We start from the raw sequence: 23420 nt of genomic DNA, 5'->3' as shown, positions 1-23420 counted from the left end.
CGGAAGAGGGGTAAGAAATTCCTGGGGTTTTAGACGTTGAAGCGGAACTCCACCACGTCGCCGTCGGCCATGACGTATTCCTTGCCTTCGATCCGCACCTTGCCGCGGGACTTGGCCTCGGCCATGGAGCCGGCGTCCACGAGGTCATTGAAGGAAACCACTTCAGCCTTGATGAAGCCGCGCTGGAAGTCAGAGTGGATGACGCCCGCGGCCTGCGGTGCCGTGTCCCCCTGCCGGATGGTCCAGGCCCGTGCTTCCTTGGGTCCGGCCGTCAGGTAGGTCTGGAGCCCCAGGGTGTGGAAGCCAACGCGTGCCAGCTGGTCCAGGCCCGATTCGTCCTGGCCATTCATCTCAAGCATCTCGCGCGCTTCTTCCTCGTCCAGTTCCACGAGGTCCGCTTCGAGCTTGGCGTCCAGGAAGATGCAGTCTGCCGGCGCGACCATGGCGCGCAGCTCCTCCTGCTTTTCCGGGCTGCCCAGGATGGCTTCGTCGGCATTGAAGACGTAGATGAAGGGCTTGGCCGTCAGCAGGCCCAATTCCTTGAGATGTTCCATCTCCAGCTTGTCGCTCTTGATGGATGAGTAGATGGTGTCGCCGCGTTCCAGCACCGCCTGCGCGGCCCTGATTGCGGCAAGCTCGGCGGCCTCCCGCTTTTTGATCTTTACTTCTTTTTCGATCCGCGGGATCGCTTTTTCGATGGTCTGCAGATCGGCAAGGATCAGCTCGGTGTTGATGGTTTCCATGTCCGAGCGCGGGTCCACCTTGCCGTCAACGTGGACAACGTCGGGGTCGTCAAAGACCCGGACAACCTCGGCAATGGCTTCAGCCTCGCGGATATTGGCCAGGAACTGGTTGCCCAGCCCCTCCCCCTCGGACGCGCCCTTGACGATGCCGGCGATGTCGACGAAGGACACGGCGGCGGGCAGGACGCGCTGCGAGCCGAAGATGCCGGCGAGCTTCTGCAGCCTGGGGTCGGGGAGGTTCACCACGCCCACATTGGGTTCGATGGTGGCGAACGGATAGTTCGCGGCCAGGACCTGGTTGCGGGTAAGCGCGTTGAAGAGGGTTGATTTGCCGACGTTGGGCAGTCCGACGATGCCAATAGTAAGAGCCACGAGCATTAATTCTACCCGCCGGGCCGCCGGGAACAGTACCGGGGAATGTCACTGCCCATGAATGTCAGAGGCCCGTGCAACAGTGAAGGCATGGATGCTTTTGCCTTGATTCTGGCCCTCTTCATGCTGCTGCTTGGCGCCCTTGCCGGCGCCGCGGCCACCTATTTTTCCCTGCGCCGGAACTCGCACGGACTGGAGGCGGACTTTGACCAGGTGTCGTCCCGCCTTTCGGAGGTCACGGCGCAGTTGGCAGCGGCCGACGCCGAGCGGCGGCTTTTGGCCGCCCAGAACCGTGAGCTGGGCGAGGCAAGGAACCAGGACGGCAGTGTGCTGCGTGCCCTTGCTCCGGTGGCCGAGAAGCTTTCCGCGGTCCAGCAGCAGGTGGCGTTGCTGGAGCGGGACCGGGTTGAACAGTACGGCCAACTGGCCCAGCAACTGCAGGAGGCCAGGCTTTCGGATGAACAGCTCATCCGGTCCACGTATGCCCTGGAATCGGCCCTTAGATCCAACAGCGCCAGGGGCCAGTGGGGCGAGGTGCAGCTTCGGCGCGTGGTGGAGGCCGCCGGCATGCTGCGCCACGTGGACTTCGTGGAACAGGTGCACAGCGCAGGCCAGGACTCAGCTGTGCGGCCGGACCTGGTGGTGCAGTTGCCCGGCGAAAAGCAACTGGTGGTGGACGCGAAGGTACCGTTGTCGTCCTATCTCGAAGCCCAGGAACTGGGCGCGGTGGATGTCAGCCCTGGCCGGCCGTCTGGTGCGCAGTCTGCAAACGAAAACCGGAACCGGCAGGCCCTGCTGGCCGCACACGCTAAGGCCCTGAGGGCACACGTCGATGCACTCGGCACCAAGAAGTATTGGGACATCCCGGGGAACTCCCCGGAACTCGTGGTTTGCTTCATCCCCGCCGAGTCCATCCTGGCGGCGGCCCTGACGGCTGACGCCGGGCTCCTGGACCACGCCTTGTCCCGAAACGTTGTCCTCGCGTCCCCCAGCACCCTGCTGGCCGTCCTGAAGTCCGTGGCCTTCACCTGGCGCCAGGACGTCCTCACAGACAGCGCCCGCGAGTTGTTCGAGCTGGCACGGCAGCTGTACGACCGGATGGGCACGCTGGGAGAGAACGTCAGCAAGCTGGGATCTTCCCTGAAGACCTCCGTGGACCGCTACAACGCCATGGTCGGCACCCTGGAAGCCCGCATCCTGCCCACGGCGCGGAAGCTGAACAGCCTGGAGGAGTCGGGCCTGGCCACGCCTCCGGTGGTGGAGGTAACCCCGCGTGCACTGGTGGCGCCCGAACTGCAGGGTAACGAAGAGGCCGCCTGAAGCGTTGCTGAAAGCAGGAGGGGCCGGGCAGTCGCTGACTGCCCGGCCCCTCCTTTCCGGCATGCTGATTGTTGCCGTGCTTCGTTTTTAGTTGCGGGACCTCCGGCCGCCCAGCGCGCGGCTGACGTCACCGGCCTGTTTCAGGGTTGCGCGGAGTTCCTTGGGCAGCGAGAACAGCAGGTCCTCTTCGGCGGTGACCACTTCCTCCACGGTCCCATAGCCATAGTCGGCCAGGAGCCTCAGGACGTCCTGTACCAGCACCTCAGGAACGGAAGCCCCGGACGTAATGCCCACGGTGGCAACGCCTTCAAACCACGCTTCGTCGACCTCATTGGCGAAGTCCACCCGGTAGGAGGCCTTGGCGCCGTATTCGAGGGCCACCTCCACCAGCCGGACCGAATTGGAGGAGTTGGCCGAGCCGACCACAATCACCAGGTCCGCCTTGGGCGCGATCTTCTTGATGGCTACCTGGCGGTTGGTGGTGGCGTAGCAGATGTCGTCGCTGGGCGGATCCTGAAGGGTGGGGAACCGGTCCTTGAGGAGCCGGACAGTCTCCATGGTCTCGTCAACACTCAGCGTCGTCTGGGAAAGCCAGATGACCTTGTCGGGGTCGCGGACGGTTACCTTGTCCACTTCGTGGGGTCCGTTGATGATCTGGATGTGCTCCGGCGCTTCCCCGGAGGTGCCTTCCACTTCCTCGTGCCCGTCGTGGCCGATCAGGAGGATGTCGAAATCGTCCTTGGCGAAGCGGACGGCCTCTTTGTGCACTTTGGTGACCAGCGGGCAGGTGGCATCGATGGTGCGCAGGCCGCGGCTTTCGGCCGACTGGACCACGGCTGGGGAAACGCCGTGGGCAGAAAAGATCACCAGGGCGCCTTCGGGAACTTCGTCCGTCTCGTCAACAAAGATGGCACCCTTTTCCTCCAGCGAGCTGACGACGTGGACGTTGTGGACGATCTGTTTGCGGACGTACACGGGCGGACCGTAGTGTTCCAGCGCCTTTTCGACCGCAATGACGGCCCGGTCAACGCCTGCGCAATAACCGCGGGGAGCAGCCAGGAGCACCTTCTTGGTGCCGTTGACGGGGGCTGCGGCGGCTACGTCCTCAGGCGAACGGCGCCTGCGTGGAATGGTTGGCATCGAAAGGGGTACGGCCGTGGTGGTCATCCCTCCATGCTACCGGCTGGTCCGCACACGTTTCCGGGATGCGAACAACGTCACAATGCCCGCTGCCGCCAGGACACCGCCCGCAACGGCGCCCGTGGTGATCCACCCCTGGAAGTCCGCGCCTGCGGCGGCCAGGAACTCGTCCCGGAACATGTTGGCCACCGCGTTTCCAGTGTCCGTCGCCTGGGCACGGGCCGAGCCCAGCTGCAATCCAGCCCCCCAGAGGGCGGCGAGGCCCAATCCCCCAAGGCCGGCTGCCAGCAGCACGGTCCACCGGCGCCGTGCAGCGACGAGAGCCAGCAGGAACGCTACGGCCGAACCGATGGCCAGGAGGTAACCCATGGGCGCGTAGGTGGCCAGGCGTTCTGTCCACTCCCTCTGCGCGGGTTGGCCGACATTGATCAGTGTTTGCTCCGGCGGGTCGAGGGGAAGCCGCGTGGTCCGGGAGATTTCCTCGGAGCCGAGGGCAACCAATGGGGCCACATCCAGTGTCAACGATGACGTCGGCGCCGCGCCCTGGGGGGCCGCCGAAGGGTCGGCGAAACTCAGGCGATGGCTTCTGCGAAGCGTTTCCTCCCAGGCCGCCGGGTAGCCGGGAAGACCGGTCAGGGACTCCGCCGCCTTCTCAAGCATCGGTTCAACCAGTCCCGAAAGGAAGCCCGGAACCGATCCGGTGTCGATCGTGCCCACGGCCGCCGCCGCGAGCTTCCGCTGGAATTCCGAGTCCTTGCCGAGCGGAGCCGCAAGGCGGACAAACCCGTCTTCCTGGACGATGTTCCGGTCCACCCAAATGGCGGGGACCGCGACTGCGGCCAGGAGGATGCCCAGCACGGTGGCAATGGCAGAGACAAAAGTGCGCACAACAGGTCCTTCGGGGTTGGGGGCCTTAACCCATCCTAGGCAGGACGGCTGGACTGTCCCTGTCAGTCCCCGGTGCTACACCTTATGGATAAGGTTGATTGACCGCCCACAAGAGACGAAGGACCGCATGCCCGCAGCACCAGCTTCCCCTTGGCGTCCGCATGTCTGACCAGGCATCCCTTCCGGGTACCGCGCCCACCACGCTGCCTGCCACAGCAGCGGAAACCAGCCCGGATAATCCGTGGCCCCTGCAGCTGTTGTCGCAGAAGCTGAAGGCCCACATCGACAGGACTCCCTCCGCGTGGGTGGAAGGCCAGGTCATCGAGCTGAACCGGCGCGGCACCAATGCCTATTTGACCCTTCGTGACGTGGACGCAGAGGTATCCCTTCCTGCGTCCGTGTGGACCAAGGTGCTGGAACGCCAGAACCTGCCGCTGGAGCGAGGGTCGCGGGTGGTCGCACTGCTCAAGCCGGAATTCTGGCTGAAAACGGGCAGGCTCAACATGCTCGTGCGGGACATCCGTCCGGTCGGGCTCGGGGACTTGCTGGCCAGGATTGAGCGGCTGCGCCAGGCACTGGCCGCCGAAGGCCTGTTCGCGGACTCCCGGAAGAAGCCCCTGCCCCTGCTGCCGCACCGGATTGGGCTCATCACGGGCCGTGACTCGGACGCGAAAAAGGACATCCTGCGCAATGCAGCCCTGCGGTGGCCAGCGGTGGAGTTCGAGATCCGCGAAGTGGCCGTCCAGGGAAACACGGCCGTGGCCCAGGTGGTCCGCGCCCTGCGGGAACTGGACGCAAAGCCCGAAGTGGACGTCATCGTCATCGCCCGCGGCGGTGGCGCGCTGGAAGACCTTTTGCCGTTCAACAGCGAAGACCTGATCCGCGCGGTAGCCGCAGCCGCCACGCCAGTGGTGAGCGCCATCGGCCACGAGGCGGACCGCCCGCTGCTGGACTACGTCGCGGACCTTCGGGCGTCCACCCCCACCGATGCCGCCAAGCGGATCGTCCCGGAAGTCTCCGAAGAGCTTGCCGGAGTGCGCCAGGCGCGCGAACAGTTGAGGCGCTGCATGGAGCGCCTGGTGGACCGGGAATCGGACCGGCTGGCGGCCCTGCATTCCCGGCCGGTCATGGCCGCGCCTGAGGGCATGGTCTCGGTCCGCGCCGAGGAAATTGAGCGGCTCCTGCGCCGCTCCTCCGCCGCAGTGAGTTCCACCGTGGTGCGCGCGGCCGACCAGCTTGGGCACCTGAAGGCCCAGGTACGCGCGCTCTCCCCGCAGAAGACGCTGGACAGGGGGTACGCCGTCGTCGAACTGGCAGGAGACCAGGCCGCGCGGATCGCCGAAGCCGGGCACGCTGTTGTCCGCCGCCCGGCCGAGGCCCCTGCGGGTGCCGCCCTGTCCATCCGCGTGGCTGAGGGACGGTTCGGCGCCACCTCCAACGGTCCCACGCCGTCCAACGGCGCATCCCAGCCAGGAAACCCAGAACACCACCAGGAATTGGAAGAGAAGGCATGAGCGAACAGAAACCAGAGTCCGACGTCGCAGCCCTGAGCTATGAGGAAGCGCGGGAGCAGCTCATCGCGGTGGTGGGGCAGGCTGGAGGCGGGAGGCGCAAGCCTCGAGGAATCCCTGGCCCTCTGGGAACGCGGCGAGGCGCTGGCCGCGCGCTGCGAGGAGTGGCTGGAAGGGGCACGGAAGCGCTTGGCTGCAGCCCGGGACCAGCCACTGTAGCCACCGCGGACACAAAAGTCCGGCGCCACCGGGGCCCGCGGAACGGATGCCAGGGGCGGAGATTCAGGAACGGGCCACCAGTTCGCGCTCCGTGGCGACATCGAATTCGGCCTTTGGCCATTTGAGGTTCATCCCGGACAGGGCGCCGAGCAGCAGCTGCTGGACCGCGATCCGGGCAAACCACTTCTTGTTGGCAGGGACGACGTGCCACGGCGCGGCCGGCGTGCTCGTTTCGTCGATCGCCGCCTGGTACGCATCCATGTAATCGTTCCAGAAGGCGCGCTCGTCCAGGTCGCCGTGGCTGTACTTCCAGTGTTTGGCAGGATTGTCCAGGCGCGCCAGCAGGCGTTCCTTCTGCTCATCCCCGCTGATGTGCAGCATCACCTTGACCACCTTGGTCCCGGAATCCGTCAACCTGGCCTCGAATTCATTGATGGCAACGTACCGCCGCTTGATTTCATCCGGGGTGGCCCAGTTGTGTACCCGGTGGATAAGGACGTCCTCATAGTGGGAACGGTCAAAGACACCCACCATCCCCGCAGCCGGCACTTCCTTCTCGATCCGCCACAGGAAGTCATAGGACTTTTCCTCGTCGGTGGGGGCCTTGAAAGCCTTGAACTGGACGCCCTGCGGGTTCATGGACGCCATCACATGGCTGACGATCCCGCCCTTGCCGGCAGTGTCCATGGCCTGCAGGATCAGCAGGACCCGCTTGGTTCCGCCGTAGCGGGACTCGGCAAAGAGCTTTTCCTGCAACTCGGACAGTTCGTCGTCCATCTCCGCCAGGAGCAGCTTGCCGTCGTCCTTGTTTCCGCTGTAGCCGGGCGTGGAGTTGGGATCCACTGCGGCAAGGGAGAAGCCCTCCCCTGCCCGGAGGGTTTGGGCAGGGTGCTGATCGAAGCCAACGACGCGGGCCATGGGAGTCCTTTCGGCAAGGGATTACACGGACCGGAGGGCCCGTGAGCACAGGCTAGTTCCCCTGGTACCTGCTTAGGAAGTCCCCCATCCGGGCAATGGCTTCCTCGATGTCCTTCACGTTGGGCAGCGTCACCATGCGGAAATGGTCCGGGCGCACCCAGTTGAAGGCACGGCCGTGGGACACCAGGATCTTTTGGTCCCGCAGCAGGTCAAGGACAAACTTTTCGTCGTCCCGGATGTGGTAGACCTCGGGATCCAGGCGCGGGAAGAGATAAAGCGCGCCCCTGGCCTGCTGGGTGCTGACGCCGGGAATGGCGTTGAGCATGTCGTAGGCCTTGTTCCGCTGCTCCAGCAGCCGGCCGCCCGGGAGGATCAGGTCGTTGATGCTCTGGTAGCCGCCCAGTGCAGTCTGGATGGCGTGCTGGGCAGGCACGTTGGCGCACAGGCGCATGTTGGCAAGGAGGTTAATGCCTTCGAGGTAGTCGGCTGCCTCCTTCTTGGGGCCGGAAATGGCCATCCAGCCCGCCCGGTAGCCGCAAACGCGGTAAGCCTTGGACAGCCCGCTGAAGGTCAAACACAGGACGTGGTCGCCTGTGAGCTCGGCAAGGTTTACATGGACGGCGTCCTCATACAGGATTTTTTCGTAGATCTCGTCGGCGAAAATCACCAGGCCGTGCTTCTCAGCCAGGGCAACGATCCGCTTCAGCGTCTCTTCCGGGTAAACCGCGCCCGTGGGGTTGTTCGGGTTGATCACCACAATCCCCTTGGTGCGGGGCGTGATCTTGGCTTCCATGTCGTCAAGGTCAGGCTGCCAGCCGGATTCCTCATCGCACAGGTAGTGGACAGGTTTCCCGCCCGCGAGCGCCACGGATGCCGTCCACAGCGGGTAGTCCGGCGTGGGAATGAGGACCTCATCACCCGAGTCCAGCAGCGCCATCAGGGACATGGTGATGAGCTCGCTGACACCGTTGCCGAGGTAGATGTCATCCACGTGGATGTTCTGGATGCCGCGTGTCTGGTAGTACTGCGAGACGGCGGTGCGCGCGGAGAAAATACCCCGCGAATCGCTGTAGCCCTGCGCGTGCGGTAGGTGGCGGATCATGTCCACCAGGATGGCGTCCGGCGCTTCGAAGCCGAACGGGGCCGGATTTCCGATGTTCAGCTTGAGGATCCGGTGGCCCTCCGCCTCCATCTGCTGGGCGGCCTGCAGGATCGGTCCACGGATGTCATAAAGAACGTTGTGAAGCTTCGTGGACTGCCTGAATTCTGCCATTCCTCAAATATGCCATAGGAAGGATGCATCCCCGTTGAGACATCCCCCACACGGCCGACGGCGGCTGCCGGACTTCTGCAAGTCCGGCAGCCGCCGTCGTCATTTCCTGAGTTGCCCGCACCCGCGGACCGGCGCAACGCCTACTTGACGATGCCCTTGTCCTTCAGCCACGCCATTGCTGCCGTCTTGGCATCCTGCTTCTGGCTGCCGCTGACCGCCCGGTTGAGGTTGATCAGGTCATCGGTGGTGAGGGTGCTGGACACCGAGTTCAGCGCCTGCTTGGCCTTGTCCGTCATCTTCGCCTTGTTGTACAGGGGCAGGACCTGCTGGGCAATGAAGTTGTTCTTGGGATCCTCCAGCACCACCAGGTCGTTGTCCGCGATGGACGGCGTGGTGGTGTAAATGTCAGCCACCTGCACCTTGTCCTCCAGCAGTGCCTTCAGCGTCACCGGCCCGCCGCCGTCGCTGAAGGGCTCCAGCTTCTTGGGTACACAGTTGTAGTTCTTCTTCAACCCGGGCAGGCCGTAAGCGCGCTCGGCGAACGTGGCAGGTGCGCCCACCACGATGTCGCTGCAGACCTTGGCCAGGTCCTCGATGGACTTCAGCTGGTACTTCTCCGCTGTTGCCTTGGTGACCACCATGGCGTCCTTGTCTTCGGCCTTTGCTGCGTCCAGCACGGCCAGCCCGTCGGGCAGCTTGCCCGGCAGCGCCTTGATGATGTCGCCGGCGGAGACTTCCTTGGCTTCCTTGTCCACGTACAGCAGCAGGTTGCCGCTGTAATCCGGCACCACGTCCACCGAGCCGTCCTGCACTGCCTTGAAATAGACCTCTCGGGAGCCGATGTTCGGCTTGGTGGTGGCGGTGATTCCGTTCGCGTTCAGCGCGCCGGCGTAGAGCTCGGCGATGATCTGGCTTTCGGGGAAGTCGGCGGAACCCACGACCAGGGACGTGGCCTCGCCGGAAGCCCCGCTGCTGGACGCCGGCGGGTTCTTCAGCGGATCGGATGAACCGCCACAGGCGGACAGCACCACTGCCAGGCCGAGTCCGGCAGCCAGGCCGCCGAAGGCCCTCCGGCCCAGGTGCAGGGGACGGCTATCTTTCATGACTTACCTCCTTGTACAACAGTCTCCGCAACAACGGGGTCTGTGAGATCAACCGCAGCCGCCTGGCTGCGGTAGGACAGCTTCGAGGCACCTTGGGTCAGGAACAGCCTCTGGAACAGGGACAGGACGAGGTCGACGGCGATCGCCAGCACCGCGATGAGGAGGGATCCTCCCAGCATCTGGGGGAAGTCGCTGAGGACCAGGCCGTCGAAAAGGTAACGGCCCAGGCCTCCGAGGTTGATGTAGGCCACCACGGAGACGGTGGCGATCACCTGCAGCACGCCTGTGCGGAACCCGCCGAACATGACGGTGAGCGCGTTGGGCAGCTCGGCGCGGAACAGGACCTGCAGTTCGGTCATGCCCATGGCACGGGCGGCGTCCACCACGTTCCGGTCCACGCTGGAAATTCCGGCGTAGGTTCCGGCCAGCAGCGGCGGGACGGTGAGGATCACCAGGGCCCAGACCGGGGGCATCAGTCCGATGCCGGCCATCAGCACGAACAGGATCAGCAGGCCAAGGGTGGGAAGGGCCCGGAGGGCGCCGGCCAGGGCCACGACAGCTACCCCGCCCTTTCCGGTGTGGCCGACGTAGAGCCCGACAGGAACGGCGATGGCGGTGGCGATCAGCATGACCAGTCCGGTGTACTGGAGGTGCTCCCCCATGCGGGCGGGAATACCCATGCTTCCGGACCAGTGCAGGGGGTCGGCGAGCCAGGCGAAAGTGTCGGCGAAAACGTTGCTCACGGGTTACCACCACCGGTCTTGGGCCGCGCAAACCGCTGTGCAGCGGCTGTTGCGGAATCGTCCGCGTCGCGGCCCCGCCGGCTGCCCGCCCGCTCCCATGGAGTGAGGACGCGTTCCACGAGGACCAGGACGGCGTCCATGACCAACGCAAGGACCAGGATAGCGATGATGCCCACCACCACCTCCGTGACGAAGTCGCGTTGGAGGCCGTCGGTGAAGAGCATGCCCAGGTTGCCGACTCCCAAAAGGGCCGCCACGCTCACCAGCGAGATGTTGCTGACGGACACCACCCGAAGCCCGGCGAACAGAACCGGCAGGGAGAGCGGCAGGTCGACCTGGAGGAACCGGGCCAGCGGTTTGAAGCCCATGGCCTGCGCGGCCCGGCTGATGTCTGCGTCCACGGAATCGAAGGCGTCCAGGGCGGCGCGGACCAGCAGGGCCACCGCGTAGATGGTCAGTGCCACCACGACGTTCAGGGGGTCCAGGATCCGGGTGCCCAGGACGGTCGGCAGGATGATGAACAGCGCCAGTGACGGGATGGTGTACAGGAGGGAGGATGCGGTCAGCACCACGGAACGCAATGCGCTGTTTCGCCGCGCCAGCTGCGCCAGTGGAATGGAAATCAACAGGCCCAGGACCATGGGGACGAGCGCCAGCACCAGATGCTGGCCGCCGCGCTCCAGGATCATGCCGGTATTGGCAAGGAACCATTCCATCAGAGGGCAGCCTGCCGCACTTGGCGTGCTTCTTCGATCAGCGCCAGGACTTCACCGCCGCGGACCACGCCCAGGACCCTGCCGTCGGAGTCGACGGCGACACCCAGGGCCCGACGGCGAGGACAAGGCAGCATCCAGGGCGCGCCGCAGGCTCTCGCCAGGACGGAACAGCGAACCCCCGGGAACAAGTTCAGTCTCGGTGCCCGGGGCCGACCAGCCCAGCGGGCGCTTGTCCGCGTCCACCACCAACTGCCAGCCACCGGCAGCGCGGGAATCCGACTCATATCCGCCGGAGGCACGGATGATGGTGGGCACGGGGTGGATCGACACGCCCTCGGATGAACTGAAACCGAGGTGGCGGAAGCCGCGGTCCCGGCCTACAAAGGAGGCTACGAAGTTGTTGGCCGGCGCCCTCAGGATTTCCTCGGGCGTGGCGTATTGGGCGAGCTTGCCGCCAGTGGCAAAGACAGCAACCTTGTCGCCCAGGATGGTGGCTTCATCGATGTCGTGGGTGACAAACACGATGGTCTTGGCCAGGTCCCTCTGCAGGCGCAGCAGTTCCTGCTGGAGTTCGTCCCGGACCACAGGATCCACCGCGCTGAACGGCTCATCCATGAGGAGGATGGGCGGATCTGCCGCCAGAGCCCGTGCCACGCCCACACGCTGCTGCTGGCCGCCGGACAGCTGGGACGGGTAGCGCCTGCCCAGGGAGTGCGCCAAACCAACCACATCCAGGAGCTCCTCGGCCCGCTTCCGGGCGTCCGCTTTGGAAACCCCGTTCAGCCGGGGAACAGTGGCGATGTTGTCCAGGACCGAGCGGTGCGGCAGCAACCCGGCGGACTGCATGACGTATCCCATGGACCGGCGCAGTTCCGCCGCCGGTACCGAGGTGACGTCGCGGCCGTCCACCGTGATGGTTCCGGAGGTGGGTTCCACCATCCGGTTGATCATCCGCAGCGATGTTGTCTTACCGCAGCCGGACGGTCCCACGAAGACGGTGACAGAACCTTTGGCGATGGACATGGACAATCCATCCACGGCCGGCTGGCCGCCCGGGTACTGCTTGGTAACGCTCTGGAACTCGATCATCGCCTGGTCCATGGTGCGGACTTACCTGTTCTCTTGGACGGGCTGCTCCCAGCACCGCGACATTGCCATCAGCACGCTGTTAGTTACGGTAACCCAAACGGCGGCGGCCTTCAGCAGCTGAAGCCCTAATCACCGCAAAGGAATCCCTACTGTAACCATTCGGTACCCCGGCCCGCGCGGATGGGTATGGCAACTGGGACGCCCGGCCGCTTCTGTCCCGGCGGTGCCGGCGCGCCTAAAGTAAAGGCGTGACCAACTTGGAAGTTTCACCCCAGGAAGAGCTGTGTCCCCCTGCCGCCGAAGGGACCGCAGGCCCGTGCCTGCAGCTGTGGCCTGAGCGCGAGGTGCCTTTGGGCGGCGTCCGCGCGATGAACGTCAAGCGGACGCTGCCGCAGCGCGGACTTCCCACGATCGGCGCCTGGTGCTTCCTGGACAGCTTTGGCCCGGACCGGACCGCGATGTCCGTCCTTCCGCATCCCCACATCGGGCTGCAGACGGTGACCTGGCCGCTGGCTGGGCACATCCGCCACCGCGACAGCGTGGGCAGCGACGTGGTGGTGCGCCCCGGGGAGCTGAACATCATGACTGCAGGGCATGGGGTCTCACACTCGGAGTTCGCGGTGCTTCCTGCCGGCGGCGGCCAGGAGTTGCCGCTGCAGCGGGGCCTGCAGCTGTGGGTTGCCCTTCCCGACGGCGACCGGCACCGGGAACCGGCGTTTGAACAGCACCGCGAGCTCCCGCGCGCTGCCGGCCCGGGCTTCACCGCCACCGTCATGGTGGGTGAACTTGCGGGAATAACATCGCCGGCAACCATGTACTCGCCGATAGTCGGGGCTGACGTTTCCTGCGAAGGCGCCGCAGTCCTCCCGCTGAACCCCGCCTTTGAGCACGGCGTCCTGGTGCTCGACGGCGGCCTGGCGGTGGACGGGCAGGACTTGCCTGCGGGTCCGCTGGGCTACCTGGGCACCGGCCGCAGCGAACTCCGGATGCAGGCGCGCCCGGGCACGCGGTTCCTGCTGATCGGCGGCGAGCCGTTCGGTGAGGAACTGCTGATGTGGTGGAACTTTGTGGGCCGCACCCATGACGAAGTGGAACAGGCGCGGAACGACTGGGAGGCGCAGGCCGGGCTGCCGGACGCGGCTACGGCTGCGGCACGTTACGGCCTGGTTCCCGGTCACGGCCCGGACGCCGGGGCAGAAGCAGGCCGCATTCCGGCTCCCCCGCTTCCCGCTGTCAGGCTGACGCCCCGCAAGCGGTCTGTCGGCTAGGAATCCGGCCGGAAGGTCAGGCGGGTTCTGCGACGAGCTGCAGGACACCGAACACAGGTTCCTGGTCCAGGACGCGCACATCCATGATCCCGGCGGCGGCAAGGTTTCGCCGGAACGACTCCTGCAGGGGAACCACGTTCATGCCCAGCCCGCCGCCCAGAATCACCGGGCCTTCAATCCTCAGCTGGCCCAGCACCTGTCCCGCCAAGGCGGCAAGGTCCTGTCCGGCCTGGTCCAGCAGGGCTGCGCTGTCCTGGTGCCCGGCTGCTGCCGCTTCCACAACATGCCTTGCCTGCTGGGCCCAGAAGCGCCGCCCGGTGTCCGGGGAGTGGAACAGCGCAATCAGCTTGTTGGGGTGGTCCAGGCCGCAGGACACCAACAGTGCCGCGGTCAGCTGGTCAATGGGCAGGCCTTGGTTCATCCTGCGGAGGCTGTGCCGCACCGCTTCCCTGCCCAGCCAGTAACCGCTGCCTTCATCCCCGAGCAGGTAACCCCAGCCGCCCGCCCGGGCCTCGCCGCCGTCGGCATTGCGTCCCCAGGCGGCTGAGCCGGTGCCCGCGATGATGGCCGCACCGGTGGCGGCACGGCCCGCCGCCAGCAGCAGGCGGGAGTCGTGGACAACGGTGACGCGCGCTTCCGGGGCCAGCGGCTGGATCAGGGCTGCCAGGGCGGCGGCGTCCTCGTCGGTATCGATTCCGCCTGACCCTGCATACACCCGGTCCACGCGCCCCCGGCCGATCCTGGCAAAAAGGTCCGCCAGATTGCGTGCTGCCTGCTCACGGGTAACGTTCTGGACATTGGAACTCCCGGCCGAATCGTCAGCGACCGGCAGGCCGTCTTCAAAGCGGACCCCGTGCGTCTTGGTGCCGCCGATGTCCAGGCCGATCGTAATGCCCTGGAGTGGATTGGCTGGGGCACCCTGCCCGTGCTCCGCTGCACCTGCGGAAGCGTTCTCGATGTTCGTCACGTCACAAGGGTACTTGTGACTGGTGGCTTCCCCGGCCCGCCCACACACCCGGCACCGGCGCCTTTAGGTGACCCACCGCCGTCGGACGCTTTTCCTGCTCAGCGTCCCGGCCTGGCCACCGGGCCCGCCCTGGTGACCAGGCCCGCCAACAGGCCGGGCCCCTGCGCCACCACCAGGTCGCGGAAGAGCCGGGCTGGCACCGGCTCGCTTTCAGGCTTTCGGCGCCGCCAGCTCACGCCGACTTCACGGAAGGCCAACGCGGAGTCGAGCGCTACTTCCACCCATCCGAGATCACCCGTTTCGGGGCGCAGCGTGCGGCCGGGCGCGTCACCGCCGGGCGGCAGGATACTGACGCCGAGGCCTGCCGAGACAAGCCCGCGGACCGTGTGCGAATCCTGGCTTTCAAACGCAATCCGCGGGCGGTAGCCGGCCTCCCGGAACAAGGCGTCCGTCAACGACCGCAGGCCGTAACCGCGTCCCAGCGCGACGAACGGCTCTGTGCGGATGTCGGCAAGCCGCGCCATCCGCTGCCGCGCCACTGGATGGCTGTGATGCACCACCAACCGGAGCGGCTCGCGGTACAGCGGCGCCGAATCGAGGTTCTTGCCGGGTGGGGCCACGGGCGCGGTGAGGGCGAGGTCGGCTTCCCCGGAGGCAAGCTCCTCAAGGCAGGAGCTCCGGGCGCCCTGGCTCAACCGGAATCCCGTCCCGGGGTGCCGCGCGCGGAACGCGCTGATCAGCAGCGGCAGGGTGGCCTCGCCGAAGGTGTGCTGGAAAGACACGGACACGGTGCCCCTGACCACCTCGGACTCGTTCCGCACCAGGTCCAGTCCGGCCTGGAACTCCGCGAGCGCCTGCTCGATGTAAGGCAGGAGTGTGCGGGCCGCAGGGGTCAGGCGGACCCCCCGGCCGTCCCGTACCAGGAGTTCGGTGCCGACGGCGGCGCTGGCGCGGGCAAGTGCCCTGCTCACCGTTGACTGGGGTACTCCGAGCAGTTCGGCCGTCTCCGTGACATGTTCCGTGCGGCCCAACTCGGCCAGTACCGGCAGGAGCGGCAGCAGCTGCGCCAGCTGTTTCCGGTCAGGTTCCAACAGCAAAGCTCCCCTTAGGTCGGCAATCATCCGGTTTCGCTATCAGTCTGGCATGAACAATGCATTGGAGGCATCTGTTGCCCGGGACTACGCTGGCTGGATGCCACAGAATGCAGCAGCCGGCGCTGGCCCTTCTTCCCTTTGGAACGGCCATGTCAAGGGTTCGCGGGACTATGGCCGGATCCTTGCCGGCCTGTCCTGCGCCGGCGTGGCCACCTTCGCGCAGCTCTACTCCACCCAGGCGGTCCTGCCCCTCCTGGCCGCTGACATTGGCGTCACAGCCGCCGAGGCCGCCCTCACCATCTCCCTGGCCACCGTGGGCCTGGCCGCCACGGTGATCCCCTGGTCGTTCCTGGCGGACCGCATCGGTCGCGTGAAGGCCATGATGTGGGGCATCACCGCCGCCACCGTCCTGGGCCTGCTGGTGCCGATGTCCGCCAATTTCACCATGCTGCTCGTGCTGCGGCTGCTGGAAGGGATGGCCCTGGGCGGCATCCCCGCCATCGCCATTGCCTACCTCAACGAGGAGGTCAGCAAGGCCCACGCCGCACTGGCAGCCGGAAGCTACGTTGCCGGAACCACGCTTGGCGGCCTGTCCGGACGGCTCGTGGCGGGGCCGGTGGGCGAGCTTTGGGGCTGGCGGTCGGCAGCCCTGGCCGTGTCGCTGCTGGCGACCGTGGCCGCCGTCGCATTCCTTGTCCTGGTGCCCCGGGCCCGGGGCTTCGTCCCCGCCCGGTCCGCCGGCCTCCGCAGCGCCCTGCAAACGCTCGGTGCCCATCTGCGGAACGTCCGGTTGCTGGCCATTTACGCCCAGGCATTCCTGATGATGGGCGGGTTCGTGGCCGTCTACAACTACCTTGGCTTCCGGCTGTCCAGCGCTCCATACGGGCTCCCCGCCACCGTGATCAGCCTGATCTTCCTTGCCTACCTGTCCGGCACGGTCTCCTCCCGCTGGGCCGCGGCCCTCACCACGAGGTACGGGCGCCGGAACGTCCTGCTCGCAGGACTTGCCCTGACCATGGCAGGCCTCGCCCTGACCCTCACTCCGTCCCTGGTGCTCATCCTGTCCGGGCTGGTGGTGTTCACCGGCGGCTTTTTCGCGGCCCACAGCATCGGCTCAGGGTGGACCGGCGCCATCGCCAGTACCGGCCGGGCCCAGGCCGCCTCGCTGTACAACCTGGCCTACTACCTGGGCTCCAGCCTCCTGGGTTGGGCCGGAGGCCTGGTCTTCCAGACCTGGGGCTGGGACGCGCTGGCGGGAGCCGTCATGGCCTTGGCATGCCTCACCGCCGCAACCGTCGCCGTCGTCCATTCCCGGGCCGAATCGCTCCCTGCCTGACGCTGCGAGCCGTCGTTGAATTAAGTGCCCTTGGCTGCCCCGTGGGTGCTGTGGATGTTCGGTAGGACCCGCTCCTGTTGCGCGGTTGGCTGCGGTTGCGCGGTCTAGGATGAACGGAAGACCGCGTGGAAGGAACCGCCGTGAGTACGAATCCCAGGAACACCAGGCCCGGGGCGCATGCCGAGCCCCTGGACGCCATCGACGAAAGGCTGCTGGACGCCCTCGTGTCAGACGCGAGGATTTCCAACAAGCAGCTCGCCGAGATGGTGGGGATCGCACCGTCGACGGCCCTGATGCGCACCCGTGCGCTCTCGGAGCGGGGCATTGTCCAGGGCTACGAGGCGAAGCTGAACCTGTCCGCGATCGGCCGGTCCGTTCAGGCGCTGGTGGCCGTACGGCTTCGCGCCCACGACCGGGACCAGATCGACCGCTTTACCGCACGCGTCCCGCACCTGCCGGCCGTGCTCTCCACCTTTCACACCTCAGGTTCAGTGGACTACCTGCTGCACATCGCCGTCGGAAGCACCGAAGACCTGCGGGACTGGGTCCTGGACAACCTGGCGACCGATCCCGTGGTGGGGCATACCGAGACCACCCTCGTGTTCGAACACATCCAGGGCAACCACGGGCCTCTTCCGGACTAGCCTCGCCTGGCCATGGACGCGGATTGCCGCTTTGACTGCCCTTTGACCAAGGCGGCGAGCGTCCAGGCTGACAGGCCAAGGGCGGCCGCGCCGCACAGCAGGACGAAGCCCTGGACGGCCGGGGTCGTCCCGAACGCGGCGCTGGCCCAGCCAAGGCCCAGGACCGGCACTGCGCTCCCCAGGTAGGTGATGACGTAGACGGTGCTGATGATCTGGGCGTGGCGGGTGGGCTCCACCCTGTCCGCAACGTCGTTGAAGACAATCCGGAACGCCAGGCCCTGCCCCAGCCCGGCTGCCACGGCGGCCGCCACCAGCAACAGGGGGCTGTGCCAGGCGCCGGCGGCACCCAACAACATTACGGAGACGCCAAGGACTGCCAGGCCCGCAGGGAGGGTCAGGCGCCCGCGCACAGTCACCAGCTGGCTCAGGGCAGATGCCCCCAACGGCAAGCCCGCCAGCACCCCGATCAGCGGCCGGGAATCCGTGCCCAGGACCTGCGCGAAGTAGCCCGGAGCGAGGGACAGGGAGAAGCCGAACACGGCAAAGCTCAGGAAGCCGACGCCGGACGCCAGCCAGAAAGCGCCCCTCGCCTGCCGTGACACGGACGGCCGGCGCGGCGCGAGGGCGTGCAGTGGACGGGACACCGCCGGTGCCACAATGGCCGGGCGTGCGCGGACCAGGTACAGCGGGACCAGGAGCCCGGCGAGCAGCAGCGAGTGGACAACGTAAGGGGCGGTTGTCGGGCCGGGAAGCAGCGACAGCAGCCCGCCAATGACAGGGCCGGCGGCAACTCCCCCGGACGAGGCCAGCAGCGTGAAGCGCGATGCCCAATCCGGGCGGGACGGGAGCAGTTCCCGGAGGGCAGCGGCACTGGCTCCGGTGGCAAGCGCGACAGCCATTCCCTGCAGTGCCCGCCCGGCACACAGTGCGGCCAGCGTGGCCGCTTCCGCAAAGATCCAGCCGCCCGCCAGTCCCGCCAGCACGGCGACCAGCAGGGCCGCCCGGCGACCGATGTGGTCCGACCAGTGCCCGGCCAGGAGCAGTGTTCCCACCAGCGCCAGGACGTAGCTGGCGAAGGCTGCGGTCACTTCGAGGCTGGTGAGTCCAAGATTGGCCTGCAGCAGCGGGTACAGCGGCGTGGCGAGGTTGGCGCCCACCAGGAGCAGGAAGATGGCTGCGCTGGAAAGAACCAGCCGCGCGGTGGTGGAGGCGTTCCACCCGCTGGGCGCTGCCGCTGCCGGACGCATGCGCAGTTCGCTGAAGACCGTCAATGTGCCGCCTTAGGGATCGCCGCGGCAGGTGGTCCTTGTGGGAGCCCGGCGCGGATACAACTGTAGTGATCCAAGAATGCAGCACCCTTGCTCTGTACGTCCGTTTCCACATGGATAATTGAGCGGAATCATCAATCTTTGGATATTGATGTGATGGAGAGTGACAGTTTTGAACAAGTTGGACCCCACAGACCTGAAGATCCTCCTCGCCTTGATCAGGGATCCCCGGATCCAGATCGGGGAGCTGAGTGAATCCCTGGGCATCGCCCGCAACACAGCGCAGTCCCGCGTGCGCCGCCTGCTGCGCGCGGGCGTGCTGCGCCCGGGCGGCCGCGAGGTGGACCTGGAGGCGGTGGGCTATGACGTGGTGGCGTTCGTGACCATAGAGGTTTCCCACCGCGAACTTGACGGGGTCGTGGCGGCGCTAAGGCTCATTCCGCAGGTCCTGGAAGTCCACGAGATCTCCGGCCGCGGGGATGTTTGGTGCCGCGTGGTGGCCACGGACACCCACAACCTTCAGGCGTCGCTGCGGCAGGTCCTGAGGATCAAGGGAGTCATCCGGACCGAAACGGTGCTGGCCCTGAACACACACATCCCCTACCGGACCGAGCCCCTTATCAGCGGTCTCAGCAGTGGCGCAGCTTCGGCGGCTAGGATCTCCTGAATGACCATCATCGATAACGCCGTTTACGTCAACGGCGTCCGCCACGCAGAGCCTGAAAACCTTGAGCAAACCTTTGAGACCCTGTCCCGGCACGGAGGCATGGCCTGGATCGGGCTTTACCGGCCCACTGTGGAGGAAATGGCCGCCGTGGCCGCCGAGTTCGGGCTCCACGCCCTGGCGGTGGAGGATGCGGTCTCCGCCCACCAGCGGCCCAAGCTGGAGCGATACGATGACAACCTTTTTACGGTCCTGCGTCCGGCCAGGTATTTGGACGAGGACGAGACCGTGGAGTTCGGCGAACTCCACGTTTTCACCGGCAAGAATTTCGTGGTGACCGTGCGGCACGCCGAAACCCCGGGTGTCGCCACCGTGCGGCGGCGGCTGGAGGCACGGCCGGACCTCCTCCAGCACGGCCCCGAGGCGGTGCTGTACGCCCTGCTGGACCGTGTTGTGGACGACTATGCGCCGGTGGTGGCCGGCCTGGAGAACGACATCGATGAGATCGAGGACCAGCTGTTCAGCGGCGACTCTTCCGTGTCCCGCCGGATTTATGAACTGGCGCGGGAGGTCATCCAGTTCCAGCGCGCCATCCACCCCCTGCCGGAAATGCTGGACCAGCTCAAGCGGGGCTTTGAAAAATACCAGGTCGAAAGCGACCTTCGGCACAGCCTGCGGGACGTGGAAGACCATGTTGAGCGGGTGATTTCCCGGGCGGATTCCTTCCGTGACCTGCTGCAGAACGCCCTGACCCTGGACGGAACCCTCACGGCGAACCGTCAAAACGAGGCCAGCGCGGAGCAGAACGAGCAGGTGAAGAAGATCTCGTCCTGGGCGGCCATCCTGTTCGCGCCCTCGTTCGTAGCCGGGATCTACGGGATGAACTTTGACACCATGCCCGAACTGCACTGGACCTTCGGCTATCCCTTCGCGCTGGTCCTCATGATTGCCACCGGGGCCCTCATGTACGGGATCTTCAAAAAGAAGGGCTGGATCTAGGGGTTTTGAGCCGGCCGGCCTTTCCGGCCGCCAGAGCCACGCGCGCGTTGCCCGCAGCGTGGACCAGGACGGACACTGCCAGGAACGCGGCGAGAACCTGGCCGGTGGCCGCCAGCACCCTTGGCCAGCCGCCGTCCAGGGTGGGGTCAAGAAAGTCGTAGACGTACCACCCGTCGAACCCGCCCCGGGCCCAGGAGAACAGCAGAAACACCACCGGATAACCCAGCCAGGCAAAGGGACGCCACCAGGGACCGCGGACAGTGCGGGTTACGAGAGCCCAGTCAAGGACCGCCACCAGCGGGGCCAGGCGGTGGTGGACCAGCTGCGGCCAGTACAGATCCAGGGTCCACCAGGGTTCTTCCGGCGGAGCGACCAGCACCACGTAGATGATCCCGGTCATCACCAGGTACAGAACCAATGCCCCGAAGAAGTGGTCCCACCACGCCGGCAACCCGCTCCGCCGCAGCACCCCGGAAATGAGTAGGGCAAGACCAAAAGCAAGGTTCCCCTGCACCGTGAATTCCGAATACAGCTGGGGCACGTCAACATCATTGCCGGGCAGGGTGGCATCAAAGGTCTTCTGAACTACGGCGGCGAGCACCACCAGCCCTGTTAGGACCCGGAGAGCCCGAATCCACGGACGGTCCGGGTGGAGGGCGCGGTTGACGGCAACATTGCGCCGGACCGGAGGAACGACCGGCTCCAGGCCGCTCGATTTCGCTGCGAGGCCCATGGACACAGCATGGCGGCGGCCGGACGGAAAAGGCTAGGGTCCTTCGGCAGGCCCACCCGGCCCACAACCCGTCCCCCCAGGCGGATCAGGGTCAGGCGTTGGTCCTGCGTTTCAGCCAACCCCAGACGGCGGTAGCTACGAAGAGAACCAGGCCAATGATGGCGAGCCAGATAAGGCCCTTCACGACGAAGCCGACGATGGACAGGATGAGCCAGATGACCAGAAGTCCGATGATGATTCCCATGGCCCCACTCTAGGCCTGACCTGCACGAATGCTCCGGGCATTGCCCGGTGTTTCGCGGACCGGCTTCAATACTGCCGGTGCGGCAGACGAAATGGTGCGGAGGGCTTGGGGGTACACCACCCAGGTGCACTGCTGACACCCGGCACTAGACGCAGCAAAGGCCGCCCCGGACGGCGAAACGGCCTTTCACTGTCCAGGCTAGAGGCGACCGATGTGACGGCGTGGCGGTGCGCCCGACTTCCTGCCGCTGAGTAGAGGCCCGTCCAGGTACATCCTGGTCGCGATCGGGTCGACGTCGTTCGGGTCAGCGGCCTCACCGATCATTATGGACTTGGCCTCCGCGATCAGGACAACGGAGACCGCGACAAGCAGCACGCCGATCAGGGCGGTGCCCGGCAGCATCCCGGAGACCGTTGCCGATGATCACAGTACGCCCAGGCCCCCGGCCAGGGACCCCGTATGCTGACCAGGCGGGACTCGCCGCAAACCCGAAAGGCGTCTAGTGACCAACCCCTCCCAGTGGAGTGAGCCTGACGGCTTTGCCTACGCCGCTCCGGCCGCTTCAAACAAGCTGCCGGGATGGGCGAAGACCTACCGGACCGTCCTTATCGTCCTGGGATTCGTCGCCATGGCCTGGCTTCTGATCATTGCCGCAGGCTACGCACTGTCCCCACGTGAAGCGGCCGGCAGGACATCGGCTTCCATCCTGCTGCTGATTGTCGATGTGCTCTTCGCACTGGCTGCCGTCCCGTACCTGATCGCCAGTGCGGTTTACGGGACCCTATGGGCACTCTCCCTGCGAGGCGGCGGCTACGCCGCCGGCGGGTTCTCCTCGTTCTTTCTTGTTGCATCACCGGCCACTGTGACGGTCGCCGTCGGCATCGGAGCCGCCCGGGTAATAATGCCCTGGTCCGTCTGACACTAACGGGCACCGAGGAGCGTCTCCGCGCAACCGCTGAAATTTGTGGAGCTAAGGAGATTCGAACTCCTGACCTCTTCGATGCGAACGAAGCGCTCTACCAACTGAGCTATAGCCCCGGAACTGGCCGTATCCTGCAAGGACTCCCAAGCTGGTGCGGAACCGGTGTCCCTAGGCTACAAATTTTCCCTGCCTAACGCCAATCGACGAACACCTGCACCTACCGGTCACGCGAGGCTCCCCCGCCTGGCCCTACGCGCGGCGGCGCTGGAGGACGTCGTCGAGGTTGCTCAGCGCGCTCTGTGCCTTGGACGTCTGCTCTGCGCCCAGCCGCTCCGCTTCGCCGGCCTCCGCTGCCGTTGCCCCGGCAGCACCCTTCTTCAGCGACGGCTTCCCAACTGCTTTGGGCGCCTCCGGAAGTTCGAGCGGCTGCGGCTCGGGGCGCTCAGCCTTGGCCGCTTCAACGTAAACGGGCTTGGGAACTTCCACCGGCTCCCAGGGCGTGCCCACAGGGGCAGTTGACGGAGCCGCTGCGCTGGTGTCGCCGGCGGCCACAGCGACGGCGAGGGCAGCTTCACGCAGCTCCATGGCCGTCAGCGGCTTGACCTTCGGTTGGCCTGCCTCCGCGTCGAAAAGCGGGCTTTCCGGCTTCAGCGACGGCACAGCATCAGGCTTCGCGGGGATGGCGACGGCGGCTTCCGGGCTGCGTGCCGGCGCGCTCATGGCAGAGCGGAAGGCTGCGTCCACCTTCGCCTTGCGGTCGCGGACGGCGAGCCAGCGCAGCAGCGCCACCGAGGCGAGGGTCAACAGGGCGCATGTGAGCGGAAGAGCGGATGAACCGACACCGAAAGGAAGCAGCGCACCAGAGATAAAAGCGGTGACCAGGGACAGCAGTCCCACAAGGGCCAGGGCGGTGCGGCCGTATCGGACGCGGAACCTGGCCGGAGCTGGGGTGCTTGCAGTGCCTGCAGCGGATGCGGCACTCTTCCTGGGTTCCATGGCTTTCTCCTGCTGGGCGGCGACGTTCAAGACCAGGCCGGCGTGCGGGTCCGGCCTTTCATCGGCGGGGGCGTCTGCCCGGAAGTCGCCGGCGGGCTGGAATTGCTGCCTGCGGTTCCGGAGGACGTAAGGGGCAACCCATACAATCCAGAGCGCGACGGCAACCACAAGGATCACTGAGCTGCTAAGGGGGAAGTCCACACTCAAAACCGTATGAGCATCATGGCTGCTCAGGCCGCATTACCAACGG

The 23420-nt window shown here is 66.1% G+C and carries 23 protein-coding genes, 1 tRNA gene and 2 pseudogenes; 9 read left to right on the top strand and 17 right to left on the bottom strand.

Annotated elements, in window-relative coordinates; genetic code table 11:
• Window positions 1–29: 29 nt before the first annotated feature.
• A complete protein-coding gene (gene ychF / locus QF031_RS05860) occupies window positions 30–1115 on the bottom strand; it encodes a redox-regulated ATPase YchF (protein ID WP_307425311.1) in 1086 nt (361 codons plus the stop codon).
• A 90-nt stretch (window positions 1116–1205) separates the two neighbouring features.
• Here ychF and QF031_RS05855 point away from each other — a divergent pair, with 90 nt between their 5' ends.
• Window positions 1206–2435 (top strand): DNA recombination protein RmuC, encoded by a 1230-nt coding sequence (locus QF031_RS05855; RefSeq protein ID WP_307425308.1) that lies wholly within the window; start codon window positions 1206–1208, stop codon window positions 2433–2435.
• Between the two features lie 87 nt (window positions 2436–2522).
• Here the strand turns inward: QF031_RS05855 and QF031_RS05850 are convergent, their stop codons facing one another.
• Complete coding sequence (locus QF031_RS05850) at window positions 2523–3602, bottom strand: 4-hydroxy-3-methylbut-2-enyl diphosphate reductase (protein WP_307425305.1); 1080 nt, start codon at window positions 3600–3602, stop codon at window positions 2523–2525.
• Window positions 3603–3611: 9 nt separating this feature from the next.
• Window positions 3612–4463 carry a hypothetical protein gene (locus QF031_RS05845; protein WP_307425302.1) on the bottom strand — a complete coding sequence of 284 codons (852 nt, stop codon included), beginning with the start codon at window positions 4461–4463 and terminating at the stop codon, window positions 3612–3614.
• A 161-nt stretch (window positions 4464–4624) separates the two neighbouring features.
• On the opposite strand from QF031_RS05845, the gene xseA reads away from it, so the two are divergent.
• Complete coding sequence (xseA, locus tag QF031_RS05840) at window positions 4625–5977, top strand: exodeoxyribonuclease VII large subunit (RefSeq protein WP_307425300.1); 1353 nt, start codon at window positions 4625–4627, stop codon at window positions 5975–5977.
• Window positions 5974–6193, top strand: a pseudogene (locus QF031_RS05835) (exodeoxyribonuclease VII small subunit). Before xseA ends, QF031_RS05835 begins: the two are co-directional and overlap by 4 nt.
• 63 nt (window positions 6194–6256) lie before the next feature.
• On the opposite strand, the gene QF031_RS05830 reads toward QF031_RS05835, so the two are convergent.
• From QF031_RS05830 to QF031_RS05805, 6 genes and pseudogenes are all read right to left on the bottom strand, one after another.
• Window positions 6257–7111: a polyphosphate kinase 2 family protein gene (locus QF031_RS05830; protein WP_307425297.1), complete on the bottom strand. Its 855-nt coding sequence runs from the start codon at window positions 7109–7111 to the stop codon at window positions 6257–6259.
• Window positions 7112–7163: 52 nt separating this feature from the next.
• The gene (locus QF031_RS05825; RefSeq protein ID WP_307425295.1) at window positions 7164–8384 is read right to left on the bottom strand and encodes a pyridoxal phosphate-dependent aminotransferase; all 1221 of its coding nucleotides are present in this window, start codon (window positions 8382–8384) and stop codon (window positions 7164–7166) included.
• 140 nt (window positions 8385–8524) lie between these two features.
• Window positions 8525–9487: an ABC transporter substrate-binding protein gene (locus QF031_RS05820; protein ID WP_307425293.1), complete on the bottom strand. Its 963-nt coding sequence runs from the start codon at window positions 9485–9487 to the stop codon at window positions 8525–8527.
• On the bottom strand, window positions 9484–10230 hold the full coding sequence (locus tag QF031_RS05815) for an ABC transporter permease (protein ID WP_307425288.1): 747 nt from the start codon (window positions 10228–10230) through the stop codon (window positions 9484–9486). Before QF031_RS05815 ends, QF031_RS05820 begins: the two co-directional genes overlap by 4 nt.
• Window positions 10227–10946: an ABC transporter permease gene (locus QF031_RS05810; protein ID WP_307425285.1), complete on the bottom strand. Its 720-nt coding sequence runs from the start codon at window positions 10944–10946 to the stop codon at window positions 10227–10229. The genes QF031_RS05815 and QF031_RS05810 overlap by 4 nt, the downstream gene beginning before the upstream one ends.
• Window positions 10946–12047 (bottom strand): annotated as a pseudogene (locus QF031_RS05805) (ABC transporter ATP-binding protein). Before QF031_RS05805 ends, QF031_RS05810 begins: the two are co-directional and overlap by 1 nt.
• A 236-nt stretch (window positions 12048–12283) precedes the next feature.
• Here QF031_RS05805 and QF031_RS05800 point away from each other — a divergent pair.
• Window positions 12284–13303: a pirin family protein gene (locus QF031_RS05800; protein WP_307425282.1), complete on the top strand. Its 1020-nt coding sequence runs from the start codon at window positions 12284–12286 to the stop codon at window positions 13301–13303.
• 16 nt (window positions 13304–13319) lie between these two features.
• On the opposite strand, the gene QF031_RS05795 is transcribed toward QF031_RS05800, so the two are convergent.
• Window positions 13320–14270: an N-acetylglucosamine kinase gene (locus QF031_RS05795; protein ID WP_370874491.1), complete on the bottom strand. Its 951-nt coding sequence runs from the start codon at window positions 14268–14270 to the stop codon at window positions 13320–13322.
• Window positions 14271–14368: 98 nt separating this feature from the next.
• Window positions 14369–15361 carry a LysR family transcriptional regulator gene (locus QF031_RS05790; RefSeq protein ID WP_307433161.1) on the bottom strand — a complete coding sequence of 331 codons (993 nt, stop codon included), beginning with the start codon at window positions 15359–15361 and terminating at the stop codon, window positions 14369–14371.
• A 100-nt stretch (window positions 15362–15461) separates the two neighbouring features.
• Here QF031_RS05790 and QF031_RS05785 point away from each other — a divergent pair, with 100 nt between their 5' ends.
• Together QF031_RS05785 and QF031_RS05780 are read left to right on the top strand one after the other, a co-directional pair.
• Window positions 15462–16700: an MFS transporter gene (locus QF031_RS05785; RefSeq protein WP_307425280.1), complete on the top strand. Its 1239-nt coding sequence runs from the start codon at window positions 15462–15464 to the stop codon at window positions 16698–16700.
• A 140-nt stretch (window positions 16701–16840) separates the two neighbouring features.
• Window positions 16841–17344 (top strand): Lrp/AsnC family transcriptional regulator, encoded by a 504-nt coding sequence (locus tag QF031_RS05780; protein WP_307425276.1) that lies wholly within the window; start codon window positions 16841–16843, stop codon window positions 17342–17344.
• On the opposite strand, the gene QF031_RS05775 is transcribed toward QF031_RS05780, so the two are convergent.
• Window positions 17341–18615 carry an MFS transporter gene (locus QF031_RS05775; protein ID WP_307425274.1) on the bottom strand — a complete coding sequence of 425 codons (1275 nt, stop codon included), beginning with the start codon at window positions 18613–18615 and terminating at the stop codon, window positions 17341–17343. The genes QF031_RS05780 and QF031_RS05775 overlap by 4 nt on opposite strands.
• A gap of 169 nt (window positions 18616–18784) precedes the next feature.
• Here QF031_RS05775 and QF031_RS05770 point away from each other — a divergent pair, with 169 nt between their 5' ends.
• Window positions 18785–19279, top strand: coding sequence for an Lrp/AsnC family transcriptional regulator (locus tag QF031_RS05770; protein WP_307425272.1), 495 nt, complete (start codon window positions 18785–18787; stop codon window positions 19277–19279).
• Entirely contained in the window at window positions 19280–20275 is a 996-nt protein-coding gene (gene corA / locus QF031_RS05765; protein ID WP_307425270.1) for a magnesium/cobalt transporter CorA, read from the top strand. It begins immediately after the preceding gene.
• Here corA and QF031_RS05760 read toward each other — a convergent pair.
• The 3 genes from QF031_RS05760 to QF031_RS05750 form a co-directional block, all read right to left on the bottom strand.
• Window positions 20253–21008, bottom strand: a complete 756-nt coding sequence (locus QF031_RS05760) for a Pr6Pr family membrane protein (protein WP_307425268.1) — start codon at window positions 21006–21008, stop codon at window positions 20253–20255. The two genes, corA and QF031_RS05760, sit on opposite strands and share 23 nt — an antisense overlap.
• A 91-nt stretch (window positions 21009–21099) precedes the next feature.
• On the bottom strand, window positions 21100–21252 hold the full coding sequence (locus QF031_RS05755; RefSeq protein ID WP_307425266.1) for an LPXTG cell wall anchor domain-containing protein: 153 nt from the start codon (window positions 21250–21252) through the stop codon (window positions 21100–21102).
• 198 nt (window positions 21253–21450) lie between these two features.
• Window positions 21451–21654, bottom strand: a complete 204-nt coding sequence (locus QF031_RS05750) for a hypothetical protein (RefSeq protein ID WP_307425263.1) — start codon at window positions 21652–21654, stop codon at window positions 21451–21453.
• Window positions 21655–21754: 100 nt separating this feature from the next.
• Between QF031_RS05750 and QF031_RS05745 the strand changes: the two genes are divergently transcribed.
• On the top strand, window positions 21755–22171 hold the full coding sequence (locus QF031_RS05745) for a hypothetical protein (protein ID WP_307425261.1): 417 nt from the start codon (window positions 21755–21757) through the stop codon (window positions 22169–22171).
• A gap of 46 nt (window positions 22172–22217) precedes the next feature.
• On the opposite strand, the gene QF031_RS05740 is transcribed toward QF031_RS05745, so the two are convergent.
• Together QF031_RS05740 and QF031_RS05735 are read right to left on the bottom strand one after the other, a co-directional pair.
• Window positions 22218–22290, bottom strand: a tRNA-Ala gene (locus QF031_RS05740).
• Window positions 22291–22423: 133 nt separating this feature from the next.
• A complete protein-coding gene (locus QF031_RS05735) occupies window positions 22424–23347 on the bottom strand; it encodes a hypothetical protein (protein ID WP_307433158.1) in 924 nt (307 codons plus the stop codon).
• Window positions 23348–23420: the final 73 nt, after the last annotated feature.

It is taken from the genome of Pseudarthrobacter defluvii (genome assembly GCF_030816725.1).
In the GTDB taxonomy this organism is placed as follows: Bacteria; Actinomycetota; Actinomycetes; order Actinomycetales; family Micrococcaceae; genus Arthrobacter; species Arthrobacter defluvii_A.
This window is presented reverse-complemented; position numbering and strand designations above follow the sequence as displayed.